Source organism: Mesopusillimonas faecipullorum, assembly GCF_020539505.1.
In the GTDB taxonomy this organism is placed as follows: Bacteria; Pseudomonadota; Gammaproteobacteria; order Burkholderiales; family Burkholderiaceae_B; genus Mesopusillimonas; species Mesopusillimonas faecipullorum.
This window is the reverse complement of sequence record NZ_JACDXW010000007.1, coordinates 97,903-119,938: the sequence shown is the minus strand read 5'-3', so window position 1 is coordinate 119,938 and position 22,036 is coordinate 97,903. Positions and strand designations below refer to the sequence as shown.

The 22,036-nt window shown below is 56.1% G+C and carries 21 protein-coding genes; 11 read left to right on the top strand and 10 right to left on the bottom strand.

What is annotated here, in order from left to right:
• Positions 1–144: 144 nt before the first annotated feature.
• The 4 genes from H0484_RS13440 to H0484_RS13425 form a co-directional block, all read right to left on the bottom strand.
• Positions 145–681, bottom strand: a complete 537-nt coding sequence (locus H0484_RS13440; RefSeq protein ID WP_226955155.1) for a DUF2058 domain-containing protein — start codon at positions 679–681, stop codon at positions 145–147.
• 111 nt (positions 682–792) lie between these two features.
• Positions 793–2,253, bottom strand: a complete 1,461-nt coding sequence (locus H0484_RS13435) for a cryptochrome/photolyase family protein (protein ID WP_226955154.1) — start codon at positions 2,251–2,253, stop codon at positions 793–795.
• 25 nt (positions 2,254–2,278) lie between these two features.
• Positions 2,279–3,844, bottom strand: coding sequence for a TerC family protein (locus tag H0484_RS13430; protein ID WP_226955153.1), 1,566 nt, complete (start codon positions 3,842–3,844; stop codon positions 2,279–2,281).
• Between the two features lie 94 nt (positions 3,845–3,938).
• Positions 3,939–4,271 (bottom strand): hypothetical protein, encoded by a 333-nt coding sequence (locus tag H0484_RS13425; RefSeq protein ID WP_226955152.1) that lies wholly within the window; start codon positions 4,269–4,271, stop codon positions 3,939–3,941.
• Between the two features lie 156 nt (positions 4,272–4,427).
• Here H0484_RS13425 and H0484_RS13420 point away from each other — a divergent pair, with 156 nt between their 5' ends.
• The 3 genes from H0484_RS13420 (at position 4,428) to H0484_RS13410 (ending at position 7,052) form a co-directional block, all read left to right on the top strand.
• Positions 4,428–5,492 carry an NAD(P)-dependent alcohol dehydrogenase gene (locus H0484_RS13420; RefSeq protein ID WP_226955151.1) on the top strand — a complete coding sequence of 355 codons (1,065 nt, stop codon included), beginning with the start codon at positions 4,428–4,430 and terminating at the stop codon, positions 5,490–5,492.
• Positions 5,493–5,557: 65 nt separating this feature from the next.
• A complete protein-coding gene (locus H0484_RS13415) occupies positions 5,558–6,088 on the top strand; it encodes a hypothetical protein (RefSeq protein ID WP_226955150.1) in 531 nt (176 codons plus the stop codon).
• Between the two features lies 1 nt (position 6,089).
• Positions 6,090–7,052: a polyphosphate kinase 2 family protein gene (locus H0484_RS13410; protein WP_226955149.1), complete on the top strand. Its 963-nt coding sequence runs from the start codon at positions 6,090–6,092 to the stop codon at positions 7,050–7,052.
• 105 nt (positions 7,053–7,157) lie between these two features.
• On the opposite strand, the gene hdeA is transcribed toward H0484_RS13410, so the two are convergent.
• The 3 genes from hdeA to guaD form a co-directional block, all read right to left on the bottom strand.
• The gene (gene hdeA, locus H0484_RS13405) at positions 7,158–7,463 is read right to left on the bottom strand and encodes an acid-activated periplasmic chaperone HdeA (protein WP_226955148.1); all 306 of its coding nucleotides are present in this window, start codon (positions 7,461–7,463) and stop codon (positions 7,158–7,160) included.
• 96 nt (positions 7,464–7,559) lie between these two features.
• On the bottom strand, positions 7,560–8,801 hold the full coding sequence (locus H0484_RS13400; protein WP_226955147.1) for an MFS transporter: 1,242 nt from the start codon (positions 8,799–8,801) through the stop codon (positions 7,560–7,562).
• A gap of 3 nt (positions 8,802–8,804) precedes the next feature.
• Positions 8,805–10,136, bottom strand: coding sequence for a guanine deaminase (gene guaD / locus H0484_RS13395; protein ID WP_226955146.1), 1,332 nt, complete (start codon positions 10,134–10,136; stop codon positions 8,805–8,807).
• A gap of 30 nt (positions 10,137–10,166) precedes the next feature.
• Between guaD and H0484_RS13390 the strand changes: the two genes are divergently transcribed.
• From H0484_RS13390 to H0484_RS13370, 5 genes are all read left to right on the top strand, one after another.
• Positions 10,167–10,349 (top strand): hypothetical protein, encoded by a 183-nt coding sequence (locus H0484_RS13390; RefSeq protein WP_226955145.1) that lies wholly within the window; start codon positions 10,167–10,169, stop codon positions 10,347–10,349.
• Between the two features lie 433 nt (positions 10,350–10,782).
• Entirely contained in the window at positions 10,783–11,919 is a 1,137-nt protein-coding gene (locus H0484_RS13385; RefSeq protein ID WP_226955144.1) for a cupin domain-containing protein, read from the top strand.
• A 213-nt stretch (positions 11,920–12,132) separates the two neighbouring features.
• Positions 12,133–12,858, top strand: coding sequence for a hypothetical protein (locus H0484_RS13380; protein ID WP_226955143.1), 726 nt, complete (start codon positions 12,133–12,135; stop codon positions 12,856–12,858).
• Between the two features lie 237 nt (positions 12,859–13,095).
• Positions 13,096–13,524 carry a VOC family protein gene (locus H0484_RS13375; protein ID WP_226955142.1) on the top strand — a complete coding sequence of 143 codons (429 nt, stop codon included), beginning with the start codon at positions 13,096–13,098 and terminating at the stop codon, positions 13,522–13,524.
• 148 nt (positions 13,525–13,672) lie between these two features.
• Positions 13,673–14,998, top strand: coding sequence for an MATE family efflux transporter (locus tag H0484_RS13370; RefSeq protein ID WP_226955141.1), 1,326 nt, complete (start codon positions 13,673–13,675; stop codon positions 14,996–14,998).
• 64 nt (positions 14,999–15,062) lie between these two features.
• Here the strand turns inward: H0484_RS13370 and H0484_RS13365 are convergent, their stop codons facing one another.
• Positions 15,063–15,281 carry a dodecin gene (locus H0484_RS13365; RefSeq protein ID WP_226955140.1) on the bottom strand — a complete coding sequence of 73 codons (219 nt, stop codon included), beginning with the start codon at positions 15,279–15,281 and terminating at the stop codon, positions 15,063–15,065.
• A 160-nt stretch (positions 15,282–15,441) separates the two neighbouring features.
• Positions 15,442–17,430, bottom strand: a complete 1,989-nt coding sequence (locus H0484_RS13360) for a DUF4139 domain-containing protein (protein WP_226955139.1) — start codon at positions 17,428–17,430, stop codon at positions 15,442–15,444.
• 183 nt (positions 17,431–17,613) lie between these two features.
• On the opposite strand from H0484_RS13360, the gene H0484_RS13355 reads away from it, so the two are divergent.
• Positions 17,614–19,482 (top strand): ABC transporter ATP-binding protein, encoded by a 1,869-nt coding sequence (locus tag H0484_RS13355; RefSeq protein WP_226955138.1) that lies wholly within the window; start codon positions 17,614–17,616, stop codon positions 19,480–19,482.
• 146 nt (positions 19,483–19,628) lie between these two features.
• Positions 19,629–20,078, top strand: coding sequence for an extracellular solute-binding protein (locus H0484_RS13350; RefSeq protein WP_226955137.1), 450 nt, complete (start codon positions 19,629–19,631; stop codon positions 20,076–20,078).
• Positions 20,079–20,169: 91 nt separating this feature from the next.
• On the opposite strand, the gene H0484_RS13345 is transcribed toward H0484_RS13350, so the two are convergent.
• On the bottom strand, positions 20,170–20,832 hold the full coding sequence (locus tag H0484_RS13345; RefSeq protein WP_226955136.1) for a TonB-dependent receptor plug domain-containing protein: 663 nt from the start codon (positions 20,830–20,832) through the stop codon (positions 20,170–20,172).
• Between the two features lie 354 nt (positions 20,833–21,186).
• Between H0484_RS13345 and H0484_RS13340 the strand changes: the two genes are divergently transcribed.
• Entirely contained in the window at positions 21,187–21,972 is a 786-nt protein-coding gene (locus H0484_RS13340) for a sterol desaturase family protein (protein WP_226955135.1), read from the top strand.
• Positions 21,973–22,036: the final 64 nt, after the last annotated feature.

The window sequence follows — 22,036 nt, the reverse complement described above, 5'->3', positions numbered from 1 at the left end:
GACCACCAGCCCAGGGATCCCTAAGATAAAATCGATTGGGGACATCGGCATTGCTTCCATTAAACGTGTTCTTCGCAAAAACAAGTCTAATGAATGTCGAGCGTCCCCCTTTTATGAGGTAGAGCCTGCACCCAGCGCCCCGCCCTACCACATCAAATCATCAGGAATCTTGTATTGTGCATACGGGTCATCTAGGTCGGGCTGGGTCTCAACCTTCTTGACGCGAATCACGATGGCAGGGTCGCGTTCGGCGATTTTGTCCGCCACGACCCTGGGTACCAGTTCGGTGTTTTCACCCAGCTTGACGATGACCAATTGGCCTGCCGCCAACTGCTCTCTTATTGCCGCCGACACGTAGATACGCTCGATCTTGGTCCCGTAAGTAAAGTTGTAGGCGATATCGCCCCCGCCCCGGCTTTCACGGCTTTGCTGAACCATCTGTTGAATCTGGGCCTGGATGGCCTTCTTCCGAGCTTCCGCATCGCGCTGCGCATTCAGCTCACGAACCGTCTCACGCTGCTTTTGTTGGGCCTCAAGCGCTGCTTGGCGAGACTCGTCTACCTGCTGCACACCTGTGCGGCGCTCTACTTTTTTCTGCTGTTTTTTGTCCTGATGAGCACGCTTGACCTTTTTTTGATCGACCAAGCCTGCCTTCAGGAGCTGCTCTTGCAACGAAACCATCGAGATATGTCCTGAAAAAACACAGCTATTGATCAAGCTATTGTAGGCGCGCCCAGCCTTTGCGTAACGCGCGGCTCAGCGCGCAGCCACGCCCTGCTCGTAAGCACCGCCTCAATCAGGCTCAGCCTTCAGAATAGCGAACCGTTTCAAGGTGCGTTCCCTTGCTTGTGCATGGTCTACCACGGGGAAGGGATAATCCACGCCCAAGCGTAAACCGCAAGCCTGTAGCGCGGCAGGCTTCATGGCGGCGGGAAAATGAATATGTGCATTGGGCACATGCGCAAGTTCAGGCAGATAACGCCGTATGAATTTGCCTTCGGGGTCGAAGCGTTCGGACTGCGTAATGGGGTTAAAGATACGAAACCAAGGCTGAGCGTCGCAGCCGGTTGAAGCCGCCCATTGCCAGCCCCCGTTGTTGGCGGCCAAATCGTAGTCAATCAGGTGCTCAGCAAAAAAACGCTCACCGCGCCGCCAGTCTATGCCCAAGTCCTTGGTCAGAAAACTCGCCACCACCATGCGCAGACGGTTGTGCATATAACCCGAGTGCAGCAATTGGCGCATGGCCGCATCCACTAGCGGATAGCCGGTACGGGCCTCGCACCAGGCCGACCAAAGGTCGGGGGCCTCATCCCATTGCACCTGATCGTAAGCCGCTTTGAATGATTGATTCACCACCATAGGGTGATGCCACAGAATCATGAAATAAAAATCTCGCCAGGCCAGTTCGGACAACCAGGTTTGCGCACCGACACAGCCTTGGGATGCCTGCGCTGCGGCAAGCGCCGCCAGCTGACGGATAGAAACTGTGCCGAAGCGCAAGTGCACCGATAGATAAGAGACGCCCTTGCGACTGGGGAAGTCGCGCGCTTGCTGATAAGCCGCCATACGCGGCACAAAGTCTCGCAGTAACTGCTGTGCGCCCTCAGTACCTGTGAGCACGGGTAAGTCTTGCAGATTGCTGCGAACAAAACCCAAATCCTCCAAACTAGGAAGAGGCGCTTCTTTGCTCGGTATGGCCAAATGGCTAGCGTAGCGCGCCACGTTGTAGGGTTTAAGCTGAAAGGCATCCAAGCGTTTCAGCCAAGCCCGTTTATAAGGCGTAAACACGCTGTACGGGCCACCTTGTTGCGTCAGCACTTCGTCACGATCCAACAGAACCTGGTCTTTATAGTCGCTGAAAGCGATACCCACTTTTTCCAAGGCTTGGGCAACGCTACGATCACGCGCCCTAGCCTGAGGTTCATAATCGCGATTGGTCATCACCTCTTGTACGCCAAGCTCTTGTGCCAAGCGAACGATGCTCGCACCAGCCGAGCCATGGCGCACAATAAGGCCGCCGCCAGGCGCCCCATGTTGTGCGGCCAGCTGCTGCAAGCTCTCGTGTAAGGCCACCACACTCGCGTGAATGAATTCGACACGCCGATCTTGGCGACTGGGCAGCGCATCCAGAATGTCGGTGTCGAACACAAACGCGCAATACACCTGTTGATACCTACTAAGCGCATGGTAAAGCGCGGCATGATCATCACACCGTAAATCGCGACGAAACCATACGAGGGCGCTTTTCGGCATCTCGGGAATCACCTTTTCATTGAGCTTAAACCTCTTGCTCAGGCTTTTGCGCATTGCTCATTCTGCTCACCAGCAGCGTCGCGATTCGACGGTTGGAAATCTCCATGATTTCGAAGCGCAGGTCGTCCACATCAATGACGGTTCCTATGTCTGGCAGTGAGCCATAGCGATCCAAGAGCATGCCGGCAATTGAGGTAAAGCTCTCGCCCTCGGTAGAAAGCGCTTTGGTTTCCAGCGCTTGAGCTAGGTATCGCAGGTCTGTCGCACCATCCACTCTCCAACGATCCGGCCCCAAGGCCTCAATGGTTGGATGCTCGTCTTCGTCGGGAAACTCCCCTGCAATCACCTCTAGTATGTCCAAGGGCGTCAACAAGCCTTGAATCACCCCGTACTCGTCGGTGACCATCACCAACTGCCCTCGTGACTTCTTAAGAGTATCCAGCGCACTCAGCACGCCCATGGTTTCGTAAAGAATGATGGGCTCTCTCAGGCAAGGCAGATCGGCCACCTCCGCACCATCAACCAAGTCAGCCATCAAATCTTTGGCCCGCGCCACCCCCACGATGTCGTCAAGCTGACCTCGACATACCGGGAAAAAACTGTGTGGCGATTCACGTAAATGCCCGAGGATAGTGGCGCGGTCATCCTCCAGGTTGATCCAAGAGATTTCGGAACGAGGCGTCATAATCGACCTAATGGTGCGCTCGCCCAATGTCAGCACGCCACTTACCATGCTGCGCTCCTCGGCCCCAAAGGCAGACTCGCTGCCAGGCTGGCCTTCTGCAGCCCCTTCCTCGGTTTTATCCGAGTTAGCTTGCCCGCCCAGCATACGTAAAACAGCCTCAGCCGTACGGTCTCTGAATGGGACACGCGCCTCATTTTTCAAGAAGCTGCGCCGCGCCAATTGATTGAAAAACTCAATAAGAATAGAGAACCCTATCGCTGCGTACAAATACCCTTTGGGAATCTTGAAACCCAAGCCTTCGGCGGTAAGGCTCAGGCCTATCATCAGCAAGAAGCTCAAACACAACACCACGACCGTCGGGTGCGTATTCACAAAACGCGTCAGGGGTTTGGACGCCCACAGCATCACCCCCATGGAAATGATAACCGCTGCAATCATGACCGGCAGCTGATCGACCATGCCGACGGCGGTAATCACGGAATCCAATGAAAAAACCGCGTCGAGCACGACAATCTGAGCCACCACTACGGCGAAGCTGGCATAGGCTTTGGAGCCGCCATGCTGGTGCTCATGGCCTTCCAGGCGCTCGTGAAGCTCGGTCGTTGCCTTCACCAGCAAGAAAAGACCGCCCAGCAGCAGAATGAGATCGCGCCCTGAAAAAGAGAACGACGCTATCGAGAACAGCGGCGTGGTCAACGTGACCAGCCAAGAAACGATGCTTAGCAAGCCCAGGCGCATGACCAAGGCCAGTGACAAACCGATCAGGCGGGCCTTGTCACGTTGATTGGGCGGCAACTTGTCCGCGAGAATTGCAATAAAAATCAGGTTGTCGATGCCAAGAACGATTTCCAGCACGATCAGGGTCAACAAACCCACCCAAATACCAGGGTCAAAAAGCCATTCCATGAATTAAGCCTAAAAGGTGAACGAGAGCTGCGCGATGGCGACAGGCAAAATCCCGGCCATCTCGGTGCGCGCGCAGAGCTGATTTACTAAGGCTTCAGATGGGTGGAGGCTTGAAAAGAGGATGGTATAGCGTTGGGAACGCAGGCCCAATGGCACTGCGCCATACTCCACGAGCCATACGGTGGTAAGTCGGCGACACGTGACTCACTATCGAATCACTCAAGTCGATGTGCGCGTGCTGGCTGGTAGATGAAGCGTCGACGGGAGACAGCGAACGCTGCTCTGGCACGGTAACGCCAGACACCGCGTGGGTTTCTGCCAGACCCAGTGCGTTGAGCACTGAAAAAGCCCGTAGTTCGTCTACGTATTCGGCCTTGACTTGGACGCAAAAAAGAAGAATTAGGATTGTGACGAACAGTCGTCGCATATACGCCGTTGCGTGTGAAGATGAGTCAGTATATAGCAGCTGAACGCCTACGCACCAAGCAGTGGGGACTAACTTCACACTCGATTACCTGCCCTTGAGTATTATCAGGCCCAAAGTGAGTCACAATGGCCTCTTAAGCAATCAGGAAAAGACAGCATGAGCATTAAAGCCTACGGCGCGCACGCGGGTAACCGCCCTTTGGAAGCACTTGAGATCACCCGGCGCATACCCGGTTCACATGATGTACAGATCGACATTGCGTACTGCGGTGTGTGTCATTCAGACCTGCATCAAGTCAGGTCGGAGTGGGAAGGCACGCTGTATCCCTGCGTACCTGGGCATGAGATCGTGGGCCGGGTGCGGGCGGTGGGCGAATACGTATCGCGCTTCAAGCCCGGTGACCTCGTCGGTGTGGGTTGCATCGTTGACAGCTGCCGGCACTGCGCTGATTGCGATCAAGGGCTGGAGAACTACTGTGATCACATGGTGGGCACGTATAACGGCGCCACGCCAGACGCCCCCGGGCATACCTTGGGCGGTTACTCCGAGCAGATTGTGGTGCACGAACGCTATGTCTTGCGTGTAAACCATCCCGAAGATCAGCTTGCCGCGGTGGCGCCTTTGCTTTGTGCCGGCATCACGACCTACTCGCCTTTGCGCCATTGGAAAGTCGGCCCAGGTCACAAGGTTGGGGTCGTGGGTATCGGTGGCCTGGGTCACATGGGCATCAAGCTGGCACATGCCATGGGAGCCCACGTGGTGGCATTCACCACTTCCGATGACAAACGCGAAGCAGCCTTATCCCTAGGCGCAGATGAGGTAGTGGTTTCTCGCAATGCCGACGAGATGGAAAAACAGGCGAATAGCCTGGATTTCATTTTGAATACCGTGGCTGCCCCACACGCCCTAGATGCCTTCTTTGCCTTGCTCAAGCGTGACGGCACCATGGCTTTGGTGGGCGCACCCGCATCGCCGCACCCCTCGCCCGATGTATTCAGCTTGATCATGAAGCGCCGCAGCCTGGCAGGCTCCTTGATAGGCGGCATCCCTGAAACGCAAGAAATGCTGGATTTCTGCGCGAAGCACAGTATCGTCGCCGACATAGAAATGATCAGCGCCGACGACATCAATCAGGCTTATGAACGTATGCTGAAAGGTGACGTGAAATACCGTTTCGTCATTGATAGCAAGACGCTTAAAGGTAATGAGGCCAAGGTTTAGGGAAACCAAACTCCCTTAGGACGGGTTCGAAATGAGAAGCCAAAGTATTTTCTCTTCTTGCTCTTGTGAATGACAGCCCAGCACTCAAACAGGCCGATTGCGGGATTGCCGTCTCCGGCGCGACCGATGCGGCACGTAATGCGGCTGCGCTCATCCTGACCGCACCGGGCCTCTCGACTATCGTTAACGCGATTACCGAGAGCCGGCAAATCTTCGAGCGCATCAACTCCTACGTCTATTACCGTATTGCGATGACTATCGCGATTATGGTGGTTGTCGTGTTGTCCAGCGTTGTCTTCAACATTCAGCCGCTCACTGCGATCATGATCGTGGTGCTGGCCCTGTTGGATGACATCCCCATCATGACAATTGCCTACGATAGGGTAAAACCGGCGAAGACACCCGTACGCTGGGAAATACACCATATCTTAGTCTTCTCGATTTTGATGGGCATTATGGCCACAGCACAAAGCTTCGGCTTGGTGCTGGTCTGGACGGTTCTCACCGACTTGGTGAAACTTGCCTACTACCGTTTCGGTCCGCCGTCTCGTGTAGCCGATCGAGGCCTTAAGGCCCCCATCGCTACGGCAGCGTAACTTGAACACACTGGCCGCCACGCTGTTGGCGGCCGGTGTGTCTGCGCATGCCGCAACAGAAGACCCATCAGGAAAACAATCAATGGACTATCGTAAGAAGCTGATCGTAAAGCCCGGATCCAAGGTCTCGCTCAAAAATATGGATCCAGGATGGCACGGACAACATGACAGCGAAAAAGAGGCTGCCGAAGAGATCGCGAAGCACCTTTCCAGCATCGCGGAACATCAACGTTTGCTCTATGGTGAAAAACGCCACGCATTGTTGATCGTCCTTCAGGGCATTGATGCCGCAGGCAAAGACGGTGTGTGCTGGCATGTCATAAAGGGCATGAACCCCCAGGGCGTCAACGTCACCGGCTTCAAGCAACCGACACCCGAGGCACTCGCTCATGACTTCCTGTGGCGTGTGCACCCACACACTCCCGGCCTTGGCCAGGTAGCGGTATTCAACCGCTCGCACTACGAGGACGTGCTGGTGGCCCGCGTCCATAATCTGGTGCCCAAGTCGGTGTGGTCGACCCGCTATGACCGCATCAATGAGTTCGAAAACCTGTTGCATGAAAGCGGCGTCACGATCATCAAGTTCTTTCTGATGATCTCGCCCGAAGAGCAGTTAAAGCGCTTTGGCGAACGTCTGGAAGACCCCATGCGTCAATGGAAAATCTCTAACAGCGATTACACCGAAAGAGCGCTCTGGGACGACTACATCGGCGCCTATGAAGCCATGCTGGAGAAATGCTCCACCAAGCATGCCCCCTGGTATATCCTGCCTTCCAATCACAAATGGTTTCGCAACCTTGCTGCCTCGCAGATCATCGCCTCAACGCTCGAAGGCCTGCGTATGAAACTGCCGAAACCGGAAGTCGACATAGCGGCGATCAAGGCCGAATACCACTCGGCCTCAGCCACACCCAACAACCCAGAAAAAACCAAAAAGAAAGCCAAGGGTAAAAAAACCAGCTAGTGATCCGTTGGAACTTGCCCCCGTAGCAGTGCGCCCATGCTGAGCACACAAACAAGAACGCCCATCATCCACTAAGTGATGGGCGTTCTTTACTTCATCTTGAGCTTACTGCTTGATAACCTGGCCGTTCGCCTGAACGAGCGCGTCACGCAGCGCCACTTTAGGGTTTTCCTTGCAGTAGGTCACTACGGTAGGTTGCAGCTTGGCCACACCATCGACGTCCAGCACAGCTTCTTGCACATTGCCTTTGTGGTTGACTGCCGCCACAAAGCCCAGGGCTGTTGGCTGAACGGTTTCGTTAACTTCCAGAAAGTCACTGCATAGCCAGAGAGCAACAGGCTTATTGGCATGGGCCATGGAAGAGAAAAAGGCAATGCCTGCCAGGGACAGCGTGAGCAATATTTTCTTCATAGGAACACCTTAAGAAAATAGACGAAGAATCTCCCCGATTTACCGCTTCCGATTCGCTTGGGGAAGACACGAATCGGAACACGAAAAAGCCCTAACCTAAGCAGCATGCTTGTGGAAGGTTTCCTTCTGCACCACCGACAGCACGGTAGCGACGACCAGCAAGACCAGCAATGGCATGAAGGCGCTGCGGTAATCCTCCAGCGTCCCCGTGCCGGCCAGCAGATAGCCGGGCAAGGCTACCAGTAGTCCGCCCATGATGAACATGGCACCGTTGATGAAGGCAGCCGAAGTGCCGATCTTGTCGGGTGTCACCACATCGGCAGCTGTTGAAAACGCAATCATGTGACCGGCACTGCCAATGCCATATACCAGCATCAGCGCAATGGCAATCGCACCTGAAAACGGCACATACAGGACCAAGGCCAACGCCACCAGTTGCAGCACCAAACCGATAATGGCAGGTACTTTGCGCGACTGGCTATGCTCTGACCAAGGGTTCCAGAACAGGCAGCCGATGGCCAAGCCTAGCCAAACCATGGCAGACCCGAGGTTGGCGGCTTGCCCAGTCAGGCCATGCGCCGCAAGTATCTTGGGTGCCCACACAACGCCCAACGCCAACTGGCTGCCGAAGCTGACGGCGCCCCAGATGCCGGCGACCCACATATGCGGGATCTTGGCAATCTGACCCAGGCTGCTAAGCACATCGCCGATGACATTGCCCCCGCTGTTAGTAACAGGCTTCGGATTGCGAACCCAGACGAGCGAGAGCACGAACAGCACAATGCCGACCACGACGGCGATGTCAGCCAGCTCGCGCCAGCTCATGTCTTGTAAGGCAAGCGAGATAACTGTCTGGCCGAAGGCAGACGACAAAGCAGCAACGGTTTGCACCCAGCCGAACATAATGCCGTACCTGGCCATGCCGAACCATTGGCCACCGACATAGCCAGCCCCCACAAAACCGACGCAAGAGCCGATGGCCAAAATGACCTGGCTTAGCAGCAGCATGCCGAAACTGTCTGCAATCGAAAAGACCCAGACGCCCAGGGTGACTAAGGCAATAGCCGGCACCAATACAGTGCGTGCACCGAGTTTGTCCAGCAACGCGCCACCGAAGAACTGGCAGATGGCAAAGGCCCAGGTGTAGATCGATGCAACCAGGCTGACCTGGGCAAGCGTCAGGCCGACATCCTGCTGCACATTGGGGTTGACGATGGAGTAGCCGGTTTGGACATTAAACAAGAAGACCACGAAGGTCGTTGCCAGCGCCCAAATCCACCAGGCGCGAAAGCCGCCCAGTTTGACGGAGGCTTGATTCAAAGTAGTAGATGTCGCCATGGCTCATTGCGCTCCAGGATAGGTGAAGGACTCGCTACGATCGCGGTCATAGACCGGAACACCAGCGACATAGGTGGCACGTACAGCGCGGTCATCGCCCAGGGTCATCAAGACGAATAGTTTCTCCATCAGGTTTTTGGCGTAGCTGTCGCGGAACTTCAGCAGAGGGGTGGATTCAGTGTCCAGCACAACGAGATCGGCATCTTTACCGGCTTCGATGGAACCGATGCGGTCATCCAGATAGAGCGCTTCGGCGCCGCCACGGGTAGCCAGCCAAAGCCCGTGGGCCGCCGTCAGTTTGGTGCCGTTCAGTTGTGCAACCTTGTAGGCTTCATTCAGCGTTTGCAGTTGCGAAAAGCTGGTGCCTGCGCCAAGGTCGGTGCCCAGTGCCGTACGTACCGGCCGCTCTTTCTTGCGAGCATCGAAGGCACGGAACAAACCTGAGCCCAGGAAGAGGTTGGAGGTTGGGCAATGGCACAGGGCCGAGCCGCTGCTGTGGCATTGGCTGAAGTCCTCCTCGGTCATGTGAACGCCGTGGCCGAAGATGGCGCGCGGGCCGGTCAGGCCATAATGGGCGTAAACATCCAGGTAGCTCTTGCGCTCTGGAAACAACGAGAGCACCCATTCAATTTCATCGGTGGTTTCGCACAGATGGGTTTGCATATAGGTGCCGGGGTTCTCGCTCCACAGACGGCCTGCGGCACTCAACTGCTCGGGCGAGCATGACGGCGCAAAACGAGGCGTGACGCAGTAATGCTGACGCCCCTTTCCGTGCCAGCGCTCGATCAGCGCCTTGGATTCGGCATAGCCGCTTTCGGCGGTGTCCTGCAAGGCTTCCGGGGCGTTTCTGTCCATCAGCACCTTGCCGGCAATCATGCGCGTATTGAAAGCGCTGGATTCCTCAAAGAAAGCATCGACAGATTGCGGGTGCACACTGCAGTACACCGCCGCAGTGGTAGTGCCGGCGCGTAGCAGTTCACGCAAGAATATTTTGGCGACTTTCTGCGCGTGCGTTTTGTCGGCAAAAGCTTGCTCGGCGATGAAGGTGTATTCATTGAGCCAGTCGAGCAGATGCAGACCGAAAGCACCGATCATCTGGGTTTGCGGGTAATGGACATGCCCATCGATAAAGCCGGCTGAAATGATGCCTGTGGGGTAATGGGTGACGGGCAGACCCTTGGCGGCCTCGGGCGACCAAGGCGTAACCTGGGCAATTTTGCCGTCCTCAATGAGGATCAGACCGTCCGGCAGATGCTGAATGGCTTCCTCGGGTGGCGTCAGAAACGGGTCGGCCCGCATGCTGACGATTTCTCCTCGTATTGCGCTGACTGTCATGCTGTTCCTTTGTCAGGGAAGGGAAATGAAATGAACACGCTTTATTTAAAACTTGTACAGAACACACCTATGATCAGCTTAACTAGCATTCTTGTTTCGTTTTCAGAATCAGTTGTATTTCGGCAAATGAAGCGACAACAGCGACGTATCGGCTACTCCGGCAATACAGGAGTCATTCGCTTGGCCAGCGGCACCTATTGGGACAATCGTTGAAAATACCTTCGTATCTGTTTTTAATTCTGTACTAGCAATAGATTATCTGAGTCGCTTATGACGACATGAGGAAAAACCAAAAAATTATTGCCGGATCTTTATATGGCTTGTAACGATGACCCTCAAGATAGCACAGGCAACGCAACGAAGAGTACAAAAATCCCTTCTGCGCCATAAATCAAAGTGTTTCCTTATCAAATCCGTCTCTTGATTTCACGCAAACAATCGTCGACTTCCTGGGTCTTGCACCAGGACTTTCTATTAGGTTCGCCTGTCTCGCCATACAATGGAGCAGGCACGCTGTCGTAGCATGAGCTGCAAACCTGCCCCGCGCCGTTTTCAAACGCAGCACCGTTATGAACCCCTTCCGTATACTCGCGGGGCTTTAACGAACAAGCCTCGCCGCGTCACAACCCATTATTAAGAGATCGTCATGGCCGTGATAGATACTGTTCCTTCTCCCGTACGCCTTTCTGCCGTTGCTGCACCCGGCCAACCCGAACCCACGCCTGCGCTGGAAAAACTGTATCGTGGCTTCGAGCAAGAATTGCTGGTGCCGCTCTGGACAGAAATCGGCGGTTTGATGCCACTTGCCCCTCAAAGCAAAGCCAGCCCCCATCTGTGGCGCTGGGACCGCCTGCTGGAACTGGCCGACGAGGCAGGTCGCATCGTGCCCGTGGGTCGAGGCGGCGAGCGTAGAGCCATTGCGCTGGCCAACCCCTCTTTGGGTGGTCGCCCCTATGCCACGCCAACGCTATGGGCGGCAATTCAGTACCTCATGCCGGGCGAAGACGCCCCCGAACACCGCCATACTCAACATGCCTTCCGTTTCGTGGTCGAAGGCGAAGGCGTGTGGACCGTCGTCAACGGCGATGAAATCCGCATGTCGCGCGGCGACTTCCTGCCCCAGGGCGGCTGGAACTGGCATGCCCACCACAATGCCGCCAGCAAGCCCATGGCCTGGATCGACGGCCTGGACATCCCATTTGCCTATTACACGGAATCGCAATTCTTCGAATTCGGCCGCGACGAGCTCACGGCTGCCGAACGAGTCGCCCCCCAGTTTTCGCGCTCCGAGCGCTTGTGGGGCCACCCAGGCTTGCGTCCACTTTCGCAGCTGGAATCCACGCCAGCCTCGCCACTGCTGGCTTACCGCTGGGTGGATACCGACCGTGCGCTCAGCGAGCAGTTGGCGCTGGAAGACGAAGGCCATGCCGCAACGGTAAGCCCCGGTCATGCAGCCGTACGCTACACCAACCCCACCAATGGTCGCGATGTCTTGCCCACCATTCGCACTGAAATGCACCGTGTCCGCGCCGGCGCCAGTACCCTGGCGCGTCGCGAAGTCGGCTCTTCGGTATTCCAGGTTTTCGACGGCGAAGGCTGTGTCACGGTGGGCGAGCGCTCTTGGCAAGTGCGGCGCGGCGACATGTTCGTTGTGCCTTCCTGGGTGACTTTCCAGGCCAAGGCTGATGCCGGCCAAGCTTCGCTCGATTTGTTCCGCTTTAGTGACACCCCCATTTTCGAGGCGCTTAATCAACAGCGCGTTGAAGTGGTTCAAGCCTCCTAAAAGCTATGCGGTTGGGGGCTGCTGTTGTTTGCCCTCAACCGTATCCCTCCCCCCTCACAAGCTGCGATCCTATTCTTACGAGCTTGCACATCAAAAAGTAACCATTTTATTCAGAATAGTTTATTATGTATCTTTCTACCCATGTGTGTGAAAGCAAACCCGCCCACGGCCTTTTAAGCGGCCTGATCCACACCTTCCTGAAAGGAGCAGCGTATGCACAAATACCTCGCCCTTCTGGCAACTTTTTTTTGCTCAACAACGCTGGCAGCCACACCCGCGCACGATCAAGGCAAGTTCACTGATATCGGCCTTAATCTGGCGTCGGTCTTGGGTGCCGCCGATTACTGCGGCGGAAACAGCCAAAAGCTGATCGAGCTTTTTACGGGTGGATTAGGGCATTTAGGCTTGTCTAGCGCCGACATCGAAACGGTGCTGGCCCACACACAAGCCAAACGTAAAAAAGTCCGCGCCAACACCGCAGAGGCTTTGGCGGGCAAGCCTTGCCCAGCTGATGTACGCGAGAGCATCCAGCGTTCATTAAACGACCTTGAAAGCGCTTGGATACAAGCTATTCAAGCAGAAACCGGGGTCAACCTAAGACACCCTCCCGCAGCCCCCAGCACGACAGCGCCCCCCACTGACACACCCGCCAAAACCGCCTCAAACACAGTGCCGCCTGGCAAGTACAGCTGCTATACCTTCGATGCCGGCCAATTAAATTACGCTTACACAGATGTCGTTATCCACGACGCCAGCCGATACTCAGTAGGCGATAAAAGCGGCAACTATCAATTGGCGGGCTCAGGGGCCATTAGCTTTACCGGCACCCTTTCGAACGCAGTGGGCAAATTCGCGATCAAAAACACAGGCAAGCCGCAGATCGACCTGGTTTTCAACGGCGACCCACGATCTTCAATGGCCTGCACCAAAGCACGCTAGAAAAGCGCCGGGCAAGCCGCTTTCTCCGTTACCAATAAACAAATCACAAACTGGCCGCTGCTCTATCAACTGACTCTATCTTGAACGTAACGTAATCCAGTTTGATATCCACTGGGCAATGAGTGCCTGCACCCTCAGTGTTTATACCCATGCCCAGTCTTCGTTCAAACAGGGCCGTAAAAAACAAAGATTGGTGATAGCATCGAAAAGCTCTCGACTTCCACCTGGAGAACCACCATGGAAACCCATCAATTGCATCGCGGACGGCTCATTGATCACATTCAGCTGGTAGTGCGCGATCTGAAGGCCAGTCAAGACTTTTACACCGCTGTGCTGAACGAGCTTGAAATTCCTATCGTCGGCAGCACCGATGGTTATTTCTGGGCAGATGAGCTTGTCGTCTCCTCGGCAGACAGCGTGGCTGCATCGGGCTTGCTGACCGGGCGCCATCACCTGGCTTTTCAAGCCAAGAATCGTGAAACCGTGCATGCCGTGTACCATGCCGCGCTAGCCCACGGCGGTAAAGATAACGGCGCGCCCGGCGAACGACCCTATCACCCTGCTTATTACGCCGCCTTCATCATCGACCCCGACGGCAACAACATCGAAGTGGTCTACCATGGAGAAGCCGTGCGCAGCGCTCCCTCCGTCGTCATCGACTTCTAAAATCAAGGGCCGACTCAAAGGCGGCTCGATGTTGTACAGGCTCTATCAGTACCTTGAGTCCAATCAACAACTTGGCAAGGTCGTGCTAACCACATGAGCCACCCTCGCGACCAAAGATTCAAGCTCGTCCGCTCTATTTCTGTTTTTCATGGTTAACACCGCCGCCTCCCCCGTTAGCTATCGACAAGTGCTGTTCCTGGCCATTCCCATCATTCTGGCCAACCTGACCCAGCCGCTTATTTCCGCTGTTGATACGGCAGTAGCCGGCCATTTACCAGGCGCCGAACACTTGGCCGGGGTGGCGCTGGGGGCGCTTTTCTTCAATTTGTTGTTCTGGGTATTCGGTTTTTTGCGCATGGGCACCACGGGAGTGGTGGCTCAGTACTTTGGTGCCGGCAATAACGCCGCCCTTGTACTAACGGTAGGCCGAGCCGCCCTGATGGGTCTTGGCATCGGTCTTGCCATCTTGCTGCTGCAAACGCCGCTTATCGGCGCAGGTCTGGCCTTGCTGGGCGCCTCACAAGAGGCCGCCGAGCAAGCCCATTTGTATGCCGGCGGGCGCATATGGTCTGCACCTTTCACCTTGCTCAATTATGTCGTGCTGGGCTGGCTGCTTGGTTGTCAACGCGTTCGTGTCGCCCTGGGTATCCAGTTGCTCATCAACCTCGTCAATCTGCTGGCGGTCCTGGGGTTTGTCTATGGTTTGGAATGGGGGGTGCGTGGCATAGGCCTTGCCACAGCTGTCGCTGATTTGAGTGGGGCACTTGCCGGCGCTTGCTTGCTTTGGCGCAGCTATCGCTTGCAGATCATGGCCCTAGATTGGAAAGCGCTAATTGAAGCCACGGCGATGCGCCGCCTGGTGCAAATCAACAGCCACATTTTCGTGCGCACCGCCTGTTTGCTGGCGTCCATGGCCTGGTTTACCCATTTGGGTGCGCAGCAAGGCGATGCCTTGTTGGCGGCCAATGCCATCTTGTTAAATTTTTTAAGTTTCACCTCATACGGCCTGGACGGCTTTGCCCATGCAGCCGAAACCCTCAGCGGCGCGGCGGTAGGTCAACGCAGCGCCTCCCGGCTGACACGCGTGATTCGTATCTGCATGACCTGGGGGCTTGTGGGTTCGCTAGCCTATATGGGGGTCTACAGCCTGGCGGGTACAGCACTGATAGGGCTGCTGACAGACCAGGCAGACATCGCCAAGCTGGCTGGCGACTACTTGATATGGGCGATTCTTGCGCCCCTTGTTTCTATGCCGGCCTATTTATTTGACGGCGTGTTTATAGGTACCACTCGCACACGTCCCCTGATGCACATTATGCTGGTGTGCGCATTGGTCTTTCTGGGCTTGACACTGGCCTTGATGCCGCACTGGGGAAACCACGGGCTGTGGGTGTCATTCTTGATATTCAACGGCTTACGCGGCGCGGGGTTGGCCCTGATGCTAAAGCCGGCCATTTATCGCCCCTTGGCCTAAGCTTTCCTGGTGGGGGCAATGGCCCGCACCGTAAAACCGTTCTATAAACGCATTAGGCCAAAAATCAGCCTTCGGCTTCCAGACGGATACCGATTCTTAAGGTGACCTGCCAATGGGCAATTTTGCCATTTTGGATGTGGCCGCGCGTTTCGACGACCTCGAACCAATCCAGATTGCGCAAGGTTTCGGAGGCGCGAGCGATAGCCTGCTGAATGGCATCGTCGGAAGACTTGGTAGACGAACCTACAAGTTCGATTTTCTTGTAAACATGAGCATTGGACATCGCGTATCTCCTGACATGGTTGAAGAAACATCTGCACTGCTCCAGCCGCTGACCGGAACAGCTCAGGTCAAACCATTGTGACATGCGCACGTCGGCTTGCCTATAGCCTGAGCGCGGGGCGCATCGCAAGCAAGCGCCACACCCGCCGCGCCCCACTACCTCAAGCCGGGCTTAAAGCTTGCTCCATCGCCCGACGCCTGCTTGCGGTCTCTTGCTGAGCCGCCTGCTTACGCTGGCGTAAGGCTTGCAAGCCATCCTCCTCTTTTTCAAGCATGTTCAGATAACGTTGGCCTAGCGTACTGTCGGCGGGGACTGCGGCAAGATTGTCCCGAATGCGGGCTTGGTTTTGCTCGGCACTGCTTAATTCGCTGTCCAGAGCCTGCTCTTGTCTTTGCGCCTCTGATAGCGCCTGACGCAGTTGTGCCAGACGCTCTAATTGGCGGCGAGTATGTTCGTCAGCCACATGGGTGCTCCATGCCGCGAGTGTCTGCTCATCAGCGTCCAGTAAAGCCACGGTCTGGGGCTCTTGGCGCGTCATCAAGGCATGCACAGTGGCGCTGCCTCCTGCGGGCACATTCACCTTCATGCGGTAATGGGTGGCGGTCTCTCCAGCCAATTCCTTGGATTCGAATTTCCAGCCCGCGCGGCGCGGCTGCTCGATGAGCACCGTGCGCGGGGCGTCTGGCGCCCCTTTTACGGTGTATTGAGTGTCTTGGCGCAAGGTGCGTTGCGCACGCAGCACGCCTTGGCTGATGCTGAGCTCAGACAAGCGCTCTTGGGGCTGCTGCTCTGACCTGACTTCTACCTTGCCGTCTTCGGCGAAGTACAAGAAGCGACTTTCGCCCACGGGGATAGAAGCCAGCTGCGCGTCACCCAGATGCCCGGACGTTTCGTCGTAAACCGTCAGGATGCCCGGTGGCAAGCTACCCGAGGTATTGTTCTTCAGCCACACTGCGGCAACGGGGTGGATACTGCCACGCTGAGGCTGGAATACCGACACTTGTTCGGCCTGAACCTCGGTATCGATAAAGGGTAAAGATACCGTTTGCCCGGCCGCTACCGAGACGGGATGGGGCAGTTGATAGTACACGCTGGTCTGGCCCTCGCGAGGGGCTACGACCTCCTGAGGCGCCGGAGCAGGCAAGGCAAGAGGACGTTGGCGCGCAGCCATGCGCATCTGCGCGTTAGCGGCAGCAGCCACAGGTGCGGAAGGCGCTGCTTCGACCATCATGTCCGTCATGGCCGAGGTATCAACACGCGGCGGCTCGGCTGCCCCCACTGCCACGGGCAGTTCGGGCCTATTGTGCCAATAGCGCTGATACAGTTTTTGGGAAAGGGTGACAGGCGCACCAGAAACCAAGGTGACTTGAACATCTTTCCAATCTTGCCCGCTGGCGTTTTCCAGCACCGCCCAGGCTTGCAAACGCGCCTTGCCGTCTTTGCCGGCAGCCAGGCGATAAGCGCTTTTCCATACCGGCGCAGGCACGACATAGGTAAAGCCTACGTCGCGCTCGCCTTGGCCACTCAGGCTGACATTCAGTAGCCGCATGGTGTCAGACTGCCGCTGGGCGCTAGCCTGCAAAGCCTCTTGAAGGCGCGCACGCATGGCCTCGTCCATCATCTCCAGCACCGTGTCTGCCCCTAAACGCAAGGTTTGAATCAGGCCTTCGGGCGACATGACCGTAAGCACCGCCTGCTCATCGTTCTCGTGCTGGGAGATTTGCACGCCCAACACGGTCCCTTGAACGGTGCGCCCACCAGAAGCGGCTCGCACCGGCACGCCTTGCAACGATGATGCCAGCGTGGCGGCGGAAGCCAGATCTTCGGGCCCAAAAGGAAGACGCGAGAACGCTTCTTGCACAGGCGCCTCGCCATCTAGCACGATGCTGGTAACGTGCCCTGCGGGGTCGTGAACCACCAGGCTTTTGAGCACATCGTCGACTTGCTCAATCGGCACCGGCAACTGTGCCGCCTCCTGGTCCGCTACGCGCACTTGGCGCTCTATCTGTGCGAGCCCGCCGGAAGATAAAATGAAGGAAGTAATGCGATCGCTGTTTTGCGCGCCTGCTTCATGCCACGGTAGCAAACTTGCCGTCAGTGCTGCTGCCAGCGTCATTGCAAAAGGGGTGCGTCCCGCTGCCTTAGTCATATCTCTCTCGCGTAAGCAATGCTCTTGCGGGCATGATACACAAGCCTCTTGTATTGCTGCCTTAAGAACTTGTGACAAAAACACCGGTTTTCACTCTGCCGGTGCGAGCTGTTCCGCCCCCTTACCGCTATACTTTTCAGGGCAATGATTTGCTTGCCTCAATCCTCTCCCGGAGGCCTTCGCTTGCTGCGCTGGTTCGAACGCTTACTCAACCCCTTCCCACCCGAAGAAACGCCGCCGCTGCCCACCGGCCTGTTTGCCTTCCTGTGGGCCTGCACGCGCGGATCACGCCGCTACCTGGCCTTGCTGGCTTTACTCAGCGCCAGCGTATCCATTTACGAAGCTTGGCTATTTGCCTTCTTGGGTCAGGTAGTCGACCTGCTCTCTGCTTGGCAGACCGGCGCGGCCGCCGCCGACCACGAGCGCCGCGTGCTGTGGGGCATAGGTATCGTGATGGTGTTCAGCATAGGTTTGGTGGCGCTGCGTACCATCATGCAACATCAGGTATTGGCCATCAACCTGCCCCTGCGTCTGCGCTGGGACTTTCACCGCCTCATGCTCAGGCAAAGCCTGTCTTTTTTCTCTGACGAATTTGCCGGGCGCGTCACCACCAAGGTCATGCAAACCGCGCTCTCGGCGCGTGAAGTCCTGATGACGTTCTCTGAGATCGTGCTGGGCATCGGGGTGTACTTCATCACCATTCTGGCATTGGCTGCCGGTTTCGACATACGGCTTATGTTGCCGTTCATCGCCTGGATCACCTTGTTTGGAGCGGCCATGCTGTTCTTCGTGCCGCGCCTGGGTAAGGTGGGCAAAGAACAAGCGCACGCACGCTCCTCCATGACGGGCCGTGTCACCGACGCCTACTCCAACATCACCACTGTTAAATTGTTTTCCCATACCAAGCGCGAGGCCCAGTTCGCCCGTGCCGCCATGGAGGACTTCAAAATAACAGGCTATCGCCAAATGCGATTGGTCAGCCAGTTTGAAATCGTCAACCAAATATTGGTGGTGGGCCTGATTGCCTCTTCTGGAGGGTATGCCCTGTGGCTATGGCATGCAGCCGAAATCGGTACCGGCGCGGTCGCCGCCGTCATTGCCATGGCCTTGCGTGTGAATGGCATGTCGCACTGGATCATGTGGCAGATGGCCTCGCTGTTTGAAAGCATAGGTACTGTGCAGGACGGCATTGCCACCCTGACGCGCAAGGTCAAGGTGCAAGACGTGCCCCATGCCAGTCGGCTGCAAGTACCCCAAGGCGAGGTCACTTTCGACAACGTCAGCTTCAATTACAACGGCGAACGCCAGGTTCTGGATGGCCTGAGCCTGACCGTGAAACCTGGTGAAAAAATAGGCCTGGTGGGGCGCTCGGGGGCCGGTAAATCCACCCTCATCAATTTGCTTCTGCGTTTTTACGACGTCAACAAAGGAAAAATACTCATAGACGGCCAAGACATCTCTCAAGTTACCCAGGAAAGTCTGCGGGGGGCCATAGGCATGGTTACGCAAGATACCTCCCTGCTGCATCGCTCCATTCGGGACAACATCGGCTATGGCCGGCCCGATGCCACCGACGCCGAAATCCATGCCGCCGCTGTGCGTGCGCAAGCCGATGAGTTCATTCAGCAACTCAACGATTCACATGGCCGCAGCGCTTACGACACCCTGGTGGGCGAGCGCGGCGTCAAGCTGTCGGGTGGCCAGCGTCAACGCATTGCCATTGCACGCGTTATGCTCAAGAACGCCCCCATTCTGCTACTGGACGAAGCCACCAGCGCCCTGGATTCCGAAGTGGAAATCGCCATTCAGGAAAGCCTGAACGAGATGATGCAGGACAAAACCGTCATTGCCATTGCCCACCGACTTTCTACTATCGCCGCCATGGATCGCCTGATCGTGATGGATCGCGGAAGCATCGTCGAGCAGGGCACTCATGCGGAACTGCTGGAAAAAAACGGTATCTATGCTCGGCTATGGCGCCATCAAAGCGGCGGTTTTTTAGCCGAGGAAATCGAAGACGCCGCCTTATCCGCTCACTCGGAGAGCCCCTAGACCACGCCGCGATCAGGGCCGCGCCAGCTTCGCTATATATACTAGAATATATCGAACTGAACTCGTGTAAATGGCTGAACGTGAAGCGTAATTTTGCATCCTCCCTGCTCTCCCTTCTTCCAAAGTTCGCGGCACTGACGCTTTGCATGGCTAGCGCAGGAGCGCAAACGCCGAGCAAGGACGTGGTCGTCATGACCAGCTATCCAGAAGAGCTTGTCTCGCTCGTCGAAGCCGGTTACGAGAAAGCGCACCCAGGGGCAAGAATTGAGATCATCTGGCGGCGCTCGGGCGATGCGATGCGCTACTTGAAAGACCATCCGGCTTACGTGGACGTCTATTGGACGCCCTCGCAACGCACTTTCGCTAGGCTGGCCGCCGAGGGCGCCTTCCAACGCTTACCTGTAGATATGAGCGGCCTACCCGGGAAAGTCGGCGGCTTTCCAATTTCCGACCCCGATCAACTGTACGCCGCCGCTGAAATCGCCGGATTCGGTTTTGCCGTCAATACCGAACGTTTGCAAGACAAGGGTTTGCTCAAGCCAACGCGCTGGTCTGATCTGACAGTCCCGCCAGCAACGAAGCACCCAACGATATGAGCGCCCTGGCCCAAGGGAAAGTGGCGCTTAGCGTCATCAAGGATTTCTTCGCCAAGCCCGTGATAGACAAGGGCGCCCCCGTCACATTCATTTACCCCGAAGTTACAGGGTATTCGCGCTTGCGATAAGACACACCGGCCTGCAAATACCATCTATCTTGCAAGGTGCCCACGTTGGCGCTCAGTTCCTGCATGCCGCCGCTGCCAAAGCCGGCCATCGCATCTACGTCTAATTCCGAGCGCGGCCTCATGCTGACAATATTGATAACACCGCCCATGGTGTTGTGGCCGTACATGACGGAACTGTAGCCTTTGGCGACTTGAATCGATGAAACGTCTGCCGTGGTGAAGCGGCCAAGGTCTGAATATCCGTCATAGGGAATATAGACTGGCACGCCATCCATGAAGATAGGCACTTCACGCAAGCTGAAGCCACGCAGCTTGATTTGCGATTCGTGTCGGTTGGGATTGCCTCCGCTGCCGCCGGGCGCCATGTACTGAACGCCGGGCACCAGTTGCAGGGCTTGACCAACGTCATTGAGCTCTAACAGCTGGATTTGCTCACGGTCGATACGGCTTTCCGCTTTTTGCGCATCGCTTTCTTGCGCCCCCGAAACATTGACCGTGCCCAATGTAAAGACACTGTCTGCCGGCCTACTGGCTTGCTGCGCCATAGCAGGATTGCCTGCAACCATTAGGGCACAGAGGCCGGCCAGGCTCAAATCCCGACTGAGCCGAGTCTGTCGAATTTTCACTTCTCTCTTCCTTTGATTAAGTTTATTGCTTTAGGCGGATATCTCGAGACCTCTTGTCTAAAGAGCAGCAACATTGCTCCCATTTTTGGCCTACCCCAACACGCTATATTTCGTAGTATATAACGACTACTGCAGGGAGTTCCTGTAGGGCGGGAAGACTCTAAAAAAGATCAGCCGAGAGGAATCGATAGTTTTTTATTTACGCTTATGAAACAAAAAGAATCGATTCGAAACCAAAGCGCATGAAACGCTGGGCAAGCATGGCGCGGGCAGGCATCCTTACCCTGAAAGCAAAGCTTGCCATGCTAGGATAGCGCCCCCAGGCCAGACCGGCCTGAGGTTTGGGAGGGAAAATTGGGAGCCACGTTCGCATCGCTATCCGCCATAGAGGTCATGGCATGGGGGCTGGTTTTCTTTGCCAGTATTTACCTGGTGTTTGGCGGGTTGACTTGGCTGTTGACTCGGCACCTTTTGCCTTGGCTGGGCATAGGTCGCATACTGGACCCGCGCCCCCTGGCTCCGGGCCAGCTGCGCCGCGAATTTAGCTTGTCGGCTGTCTCGATACTGATTTTCGGCACCGGCATGATTTTCCCGTGGGGCTTAGTGCAACTAGGTTGGGCAACGCTCACCCCCCATGCCAGCGCCGGTCGCATCGCGCTCGAAATCCTGGCCCTGATGATCTGGAACGACGTCCACTTTTGGATCAACCATCGTCTATTGCATACCCGCTTGCTCAAGCGTTTTCATTTACCCCACCATCGCTCAGTCGTCACAACTCCCTTTGCGACTTACGCCTTCCATCCCGTAGAAGCCTTGATGCTGGGCAATGTAATTTTGCTGCCCATGGTCGTGCATGACTTCAGCTTTTGGTCTTTGGCATCGGTGCCTGTGTTTAGCTTGTTCTTCAATTGCATAGGCCACGCCAATTACGACCTCTGGCCTCAAGTGTCTTATTCACACTGGTTTGCCGCCAGTCGTCGTCATCATCTGCACCACGCTTGCTACCACGGCAACTTCGGCTTCCAGTTCACCTTCATGGATCGCTTGTTTCGCACGCGCCTGAACGCCGACGCTGCCCAGCCGCACATCGACCGCCACTTTTCACAAGCAGCGACCAGGGCGCGCAAGTCTTCCTCATGACGCGTCTTTGGACCCTAACCCCTATCACTTGCGCAGCCTTATTCTTTATTTCGGAGAGTTGAGT

What these genes read in the sequence shown, in the direction of transcription:
- H0484_RS13440 (WP_226955155.1), bottom strand. Translation starts at nt 681, where the DNA reads ATGGTTTCGTTGCAAGAGCAGCTCCTGAAGGCAGGCTTGGTCGATCAA.
- H0484_RS13435 (WP_226955154.1), bottom strand. Translation starts at nt 2,253, where the DNA reads ATGCCGAAAAGCGCCCTCGTATGGTTTCGTCGCGATTTACGGTGTGAT.
- H0484_RS13430 (WP_226955153.1), bottom strand. Translation starts at nt 3,844, where the DNA reads ATGGAATGGCTTTTTGACCCTGGTATTTGGGTGGGTTTGTTGACCCTG.
- H0484_RS13425 (WP_226955152.1), bottom strand. Translation starts at nt 4,271, where the DNA reads ATGCGACGACTGTTCGTCACAATCCTAATTCTTCTTTTTTGCGTCCAA.
- H0484_RS13420 (WP_226955151.1), top strand. Translation starts at nt 4,428, where the DNA reads ATGAGCATTAAAGCCTACGGCGCGCACGCGGGTAACCGCCCTTTGGAA.
- hdeA (WP_226955148.1), bottom strand. Translation starts at nt 7,463, where the DNA reads ATGAAGAAAATATTGCTCACGCTGTCCCTGGCAGGCATTGCCTTTTTC.
- H0484_RS13400 (WP_226955147.1), bottom strand. Translation starts at nt 8,801, where the DNA reads ATGGCGACATCTACTACTTTGAATCAAGCCTCCGTCAAACTGGGCGGC.
- guaD (WP_226955146.1), bottom strand. Translation starts at nt 10,136, where the DNA reads ATGACAGTCAGCGCAATACGAGGAGAAATCGTCAGCATGCGGGCCGAC.
- H0484_RS13390 (WP_226955145.1), top strand. Translation starts at nt 10,167, where the DNA reads ATGAACACGCTTTATTTAAAACTTGTACAGAACACACCTATGATCAGC.
- H0484_RS13385 (WP_226955144.1), top strand. Translation starts at nt 10,783, where the DNA reads ATGGCCGTGATAGATACTGTTCCTTCTCCCGTACGCCTTTCTGCCGTT.
- H0484_RS13380 (WP_226955143.1), top strand. Translation starts at nt 12,133, where the DNA reads ATGCACAAATACCTCGCCCTTCTGGCAACTTTTTTTTGCTCAACAACG.
- H0484_RS13375 (WP_226955142.1), top strand. Translation starts at nt 13,096, where the DNA reads ATGGAAACCCATCAATTGCATCGCGGACGGCTCATTGATCACATTCAG.
- H0484_RS13370 (WP_226955141.1), top strand. Translation starts at nt 13,673, where the DNA reads ATGGTTAACACCGCCGCCTCCCCCGTTAGCTATCGACAAGTGCTGTTC.
- H0484_RS13365 (WP_226955140.1), bottom strand. Translation starts at nt 15,281, where the DNA reads ATGTCCAATGCTCATGTTTACAAGAAAATCGAACTTGTAGGTTCGTCT.
- H0484_RS13360 (WP_226955139.1), bottom strand. Translation starts at nt 17,430, where the DNA reads ATGACTAAGGCAGCGGGACGCACCCCTTTTGCAATGACGCTGGCAGCA.
- H0484_RS13350 (WP_226955137.1), top strand. Translation starts at nt 19,629, where the DNA reads ATGGCTAGCGCAGGAGCGCAAACGCCGAGCAAGGACGTGGTCGTCATG.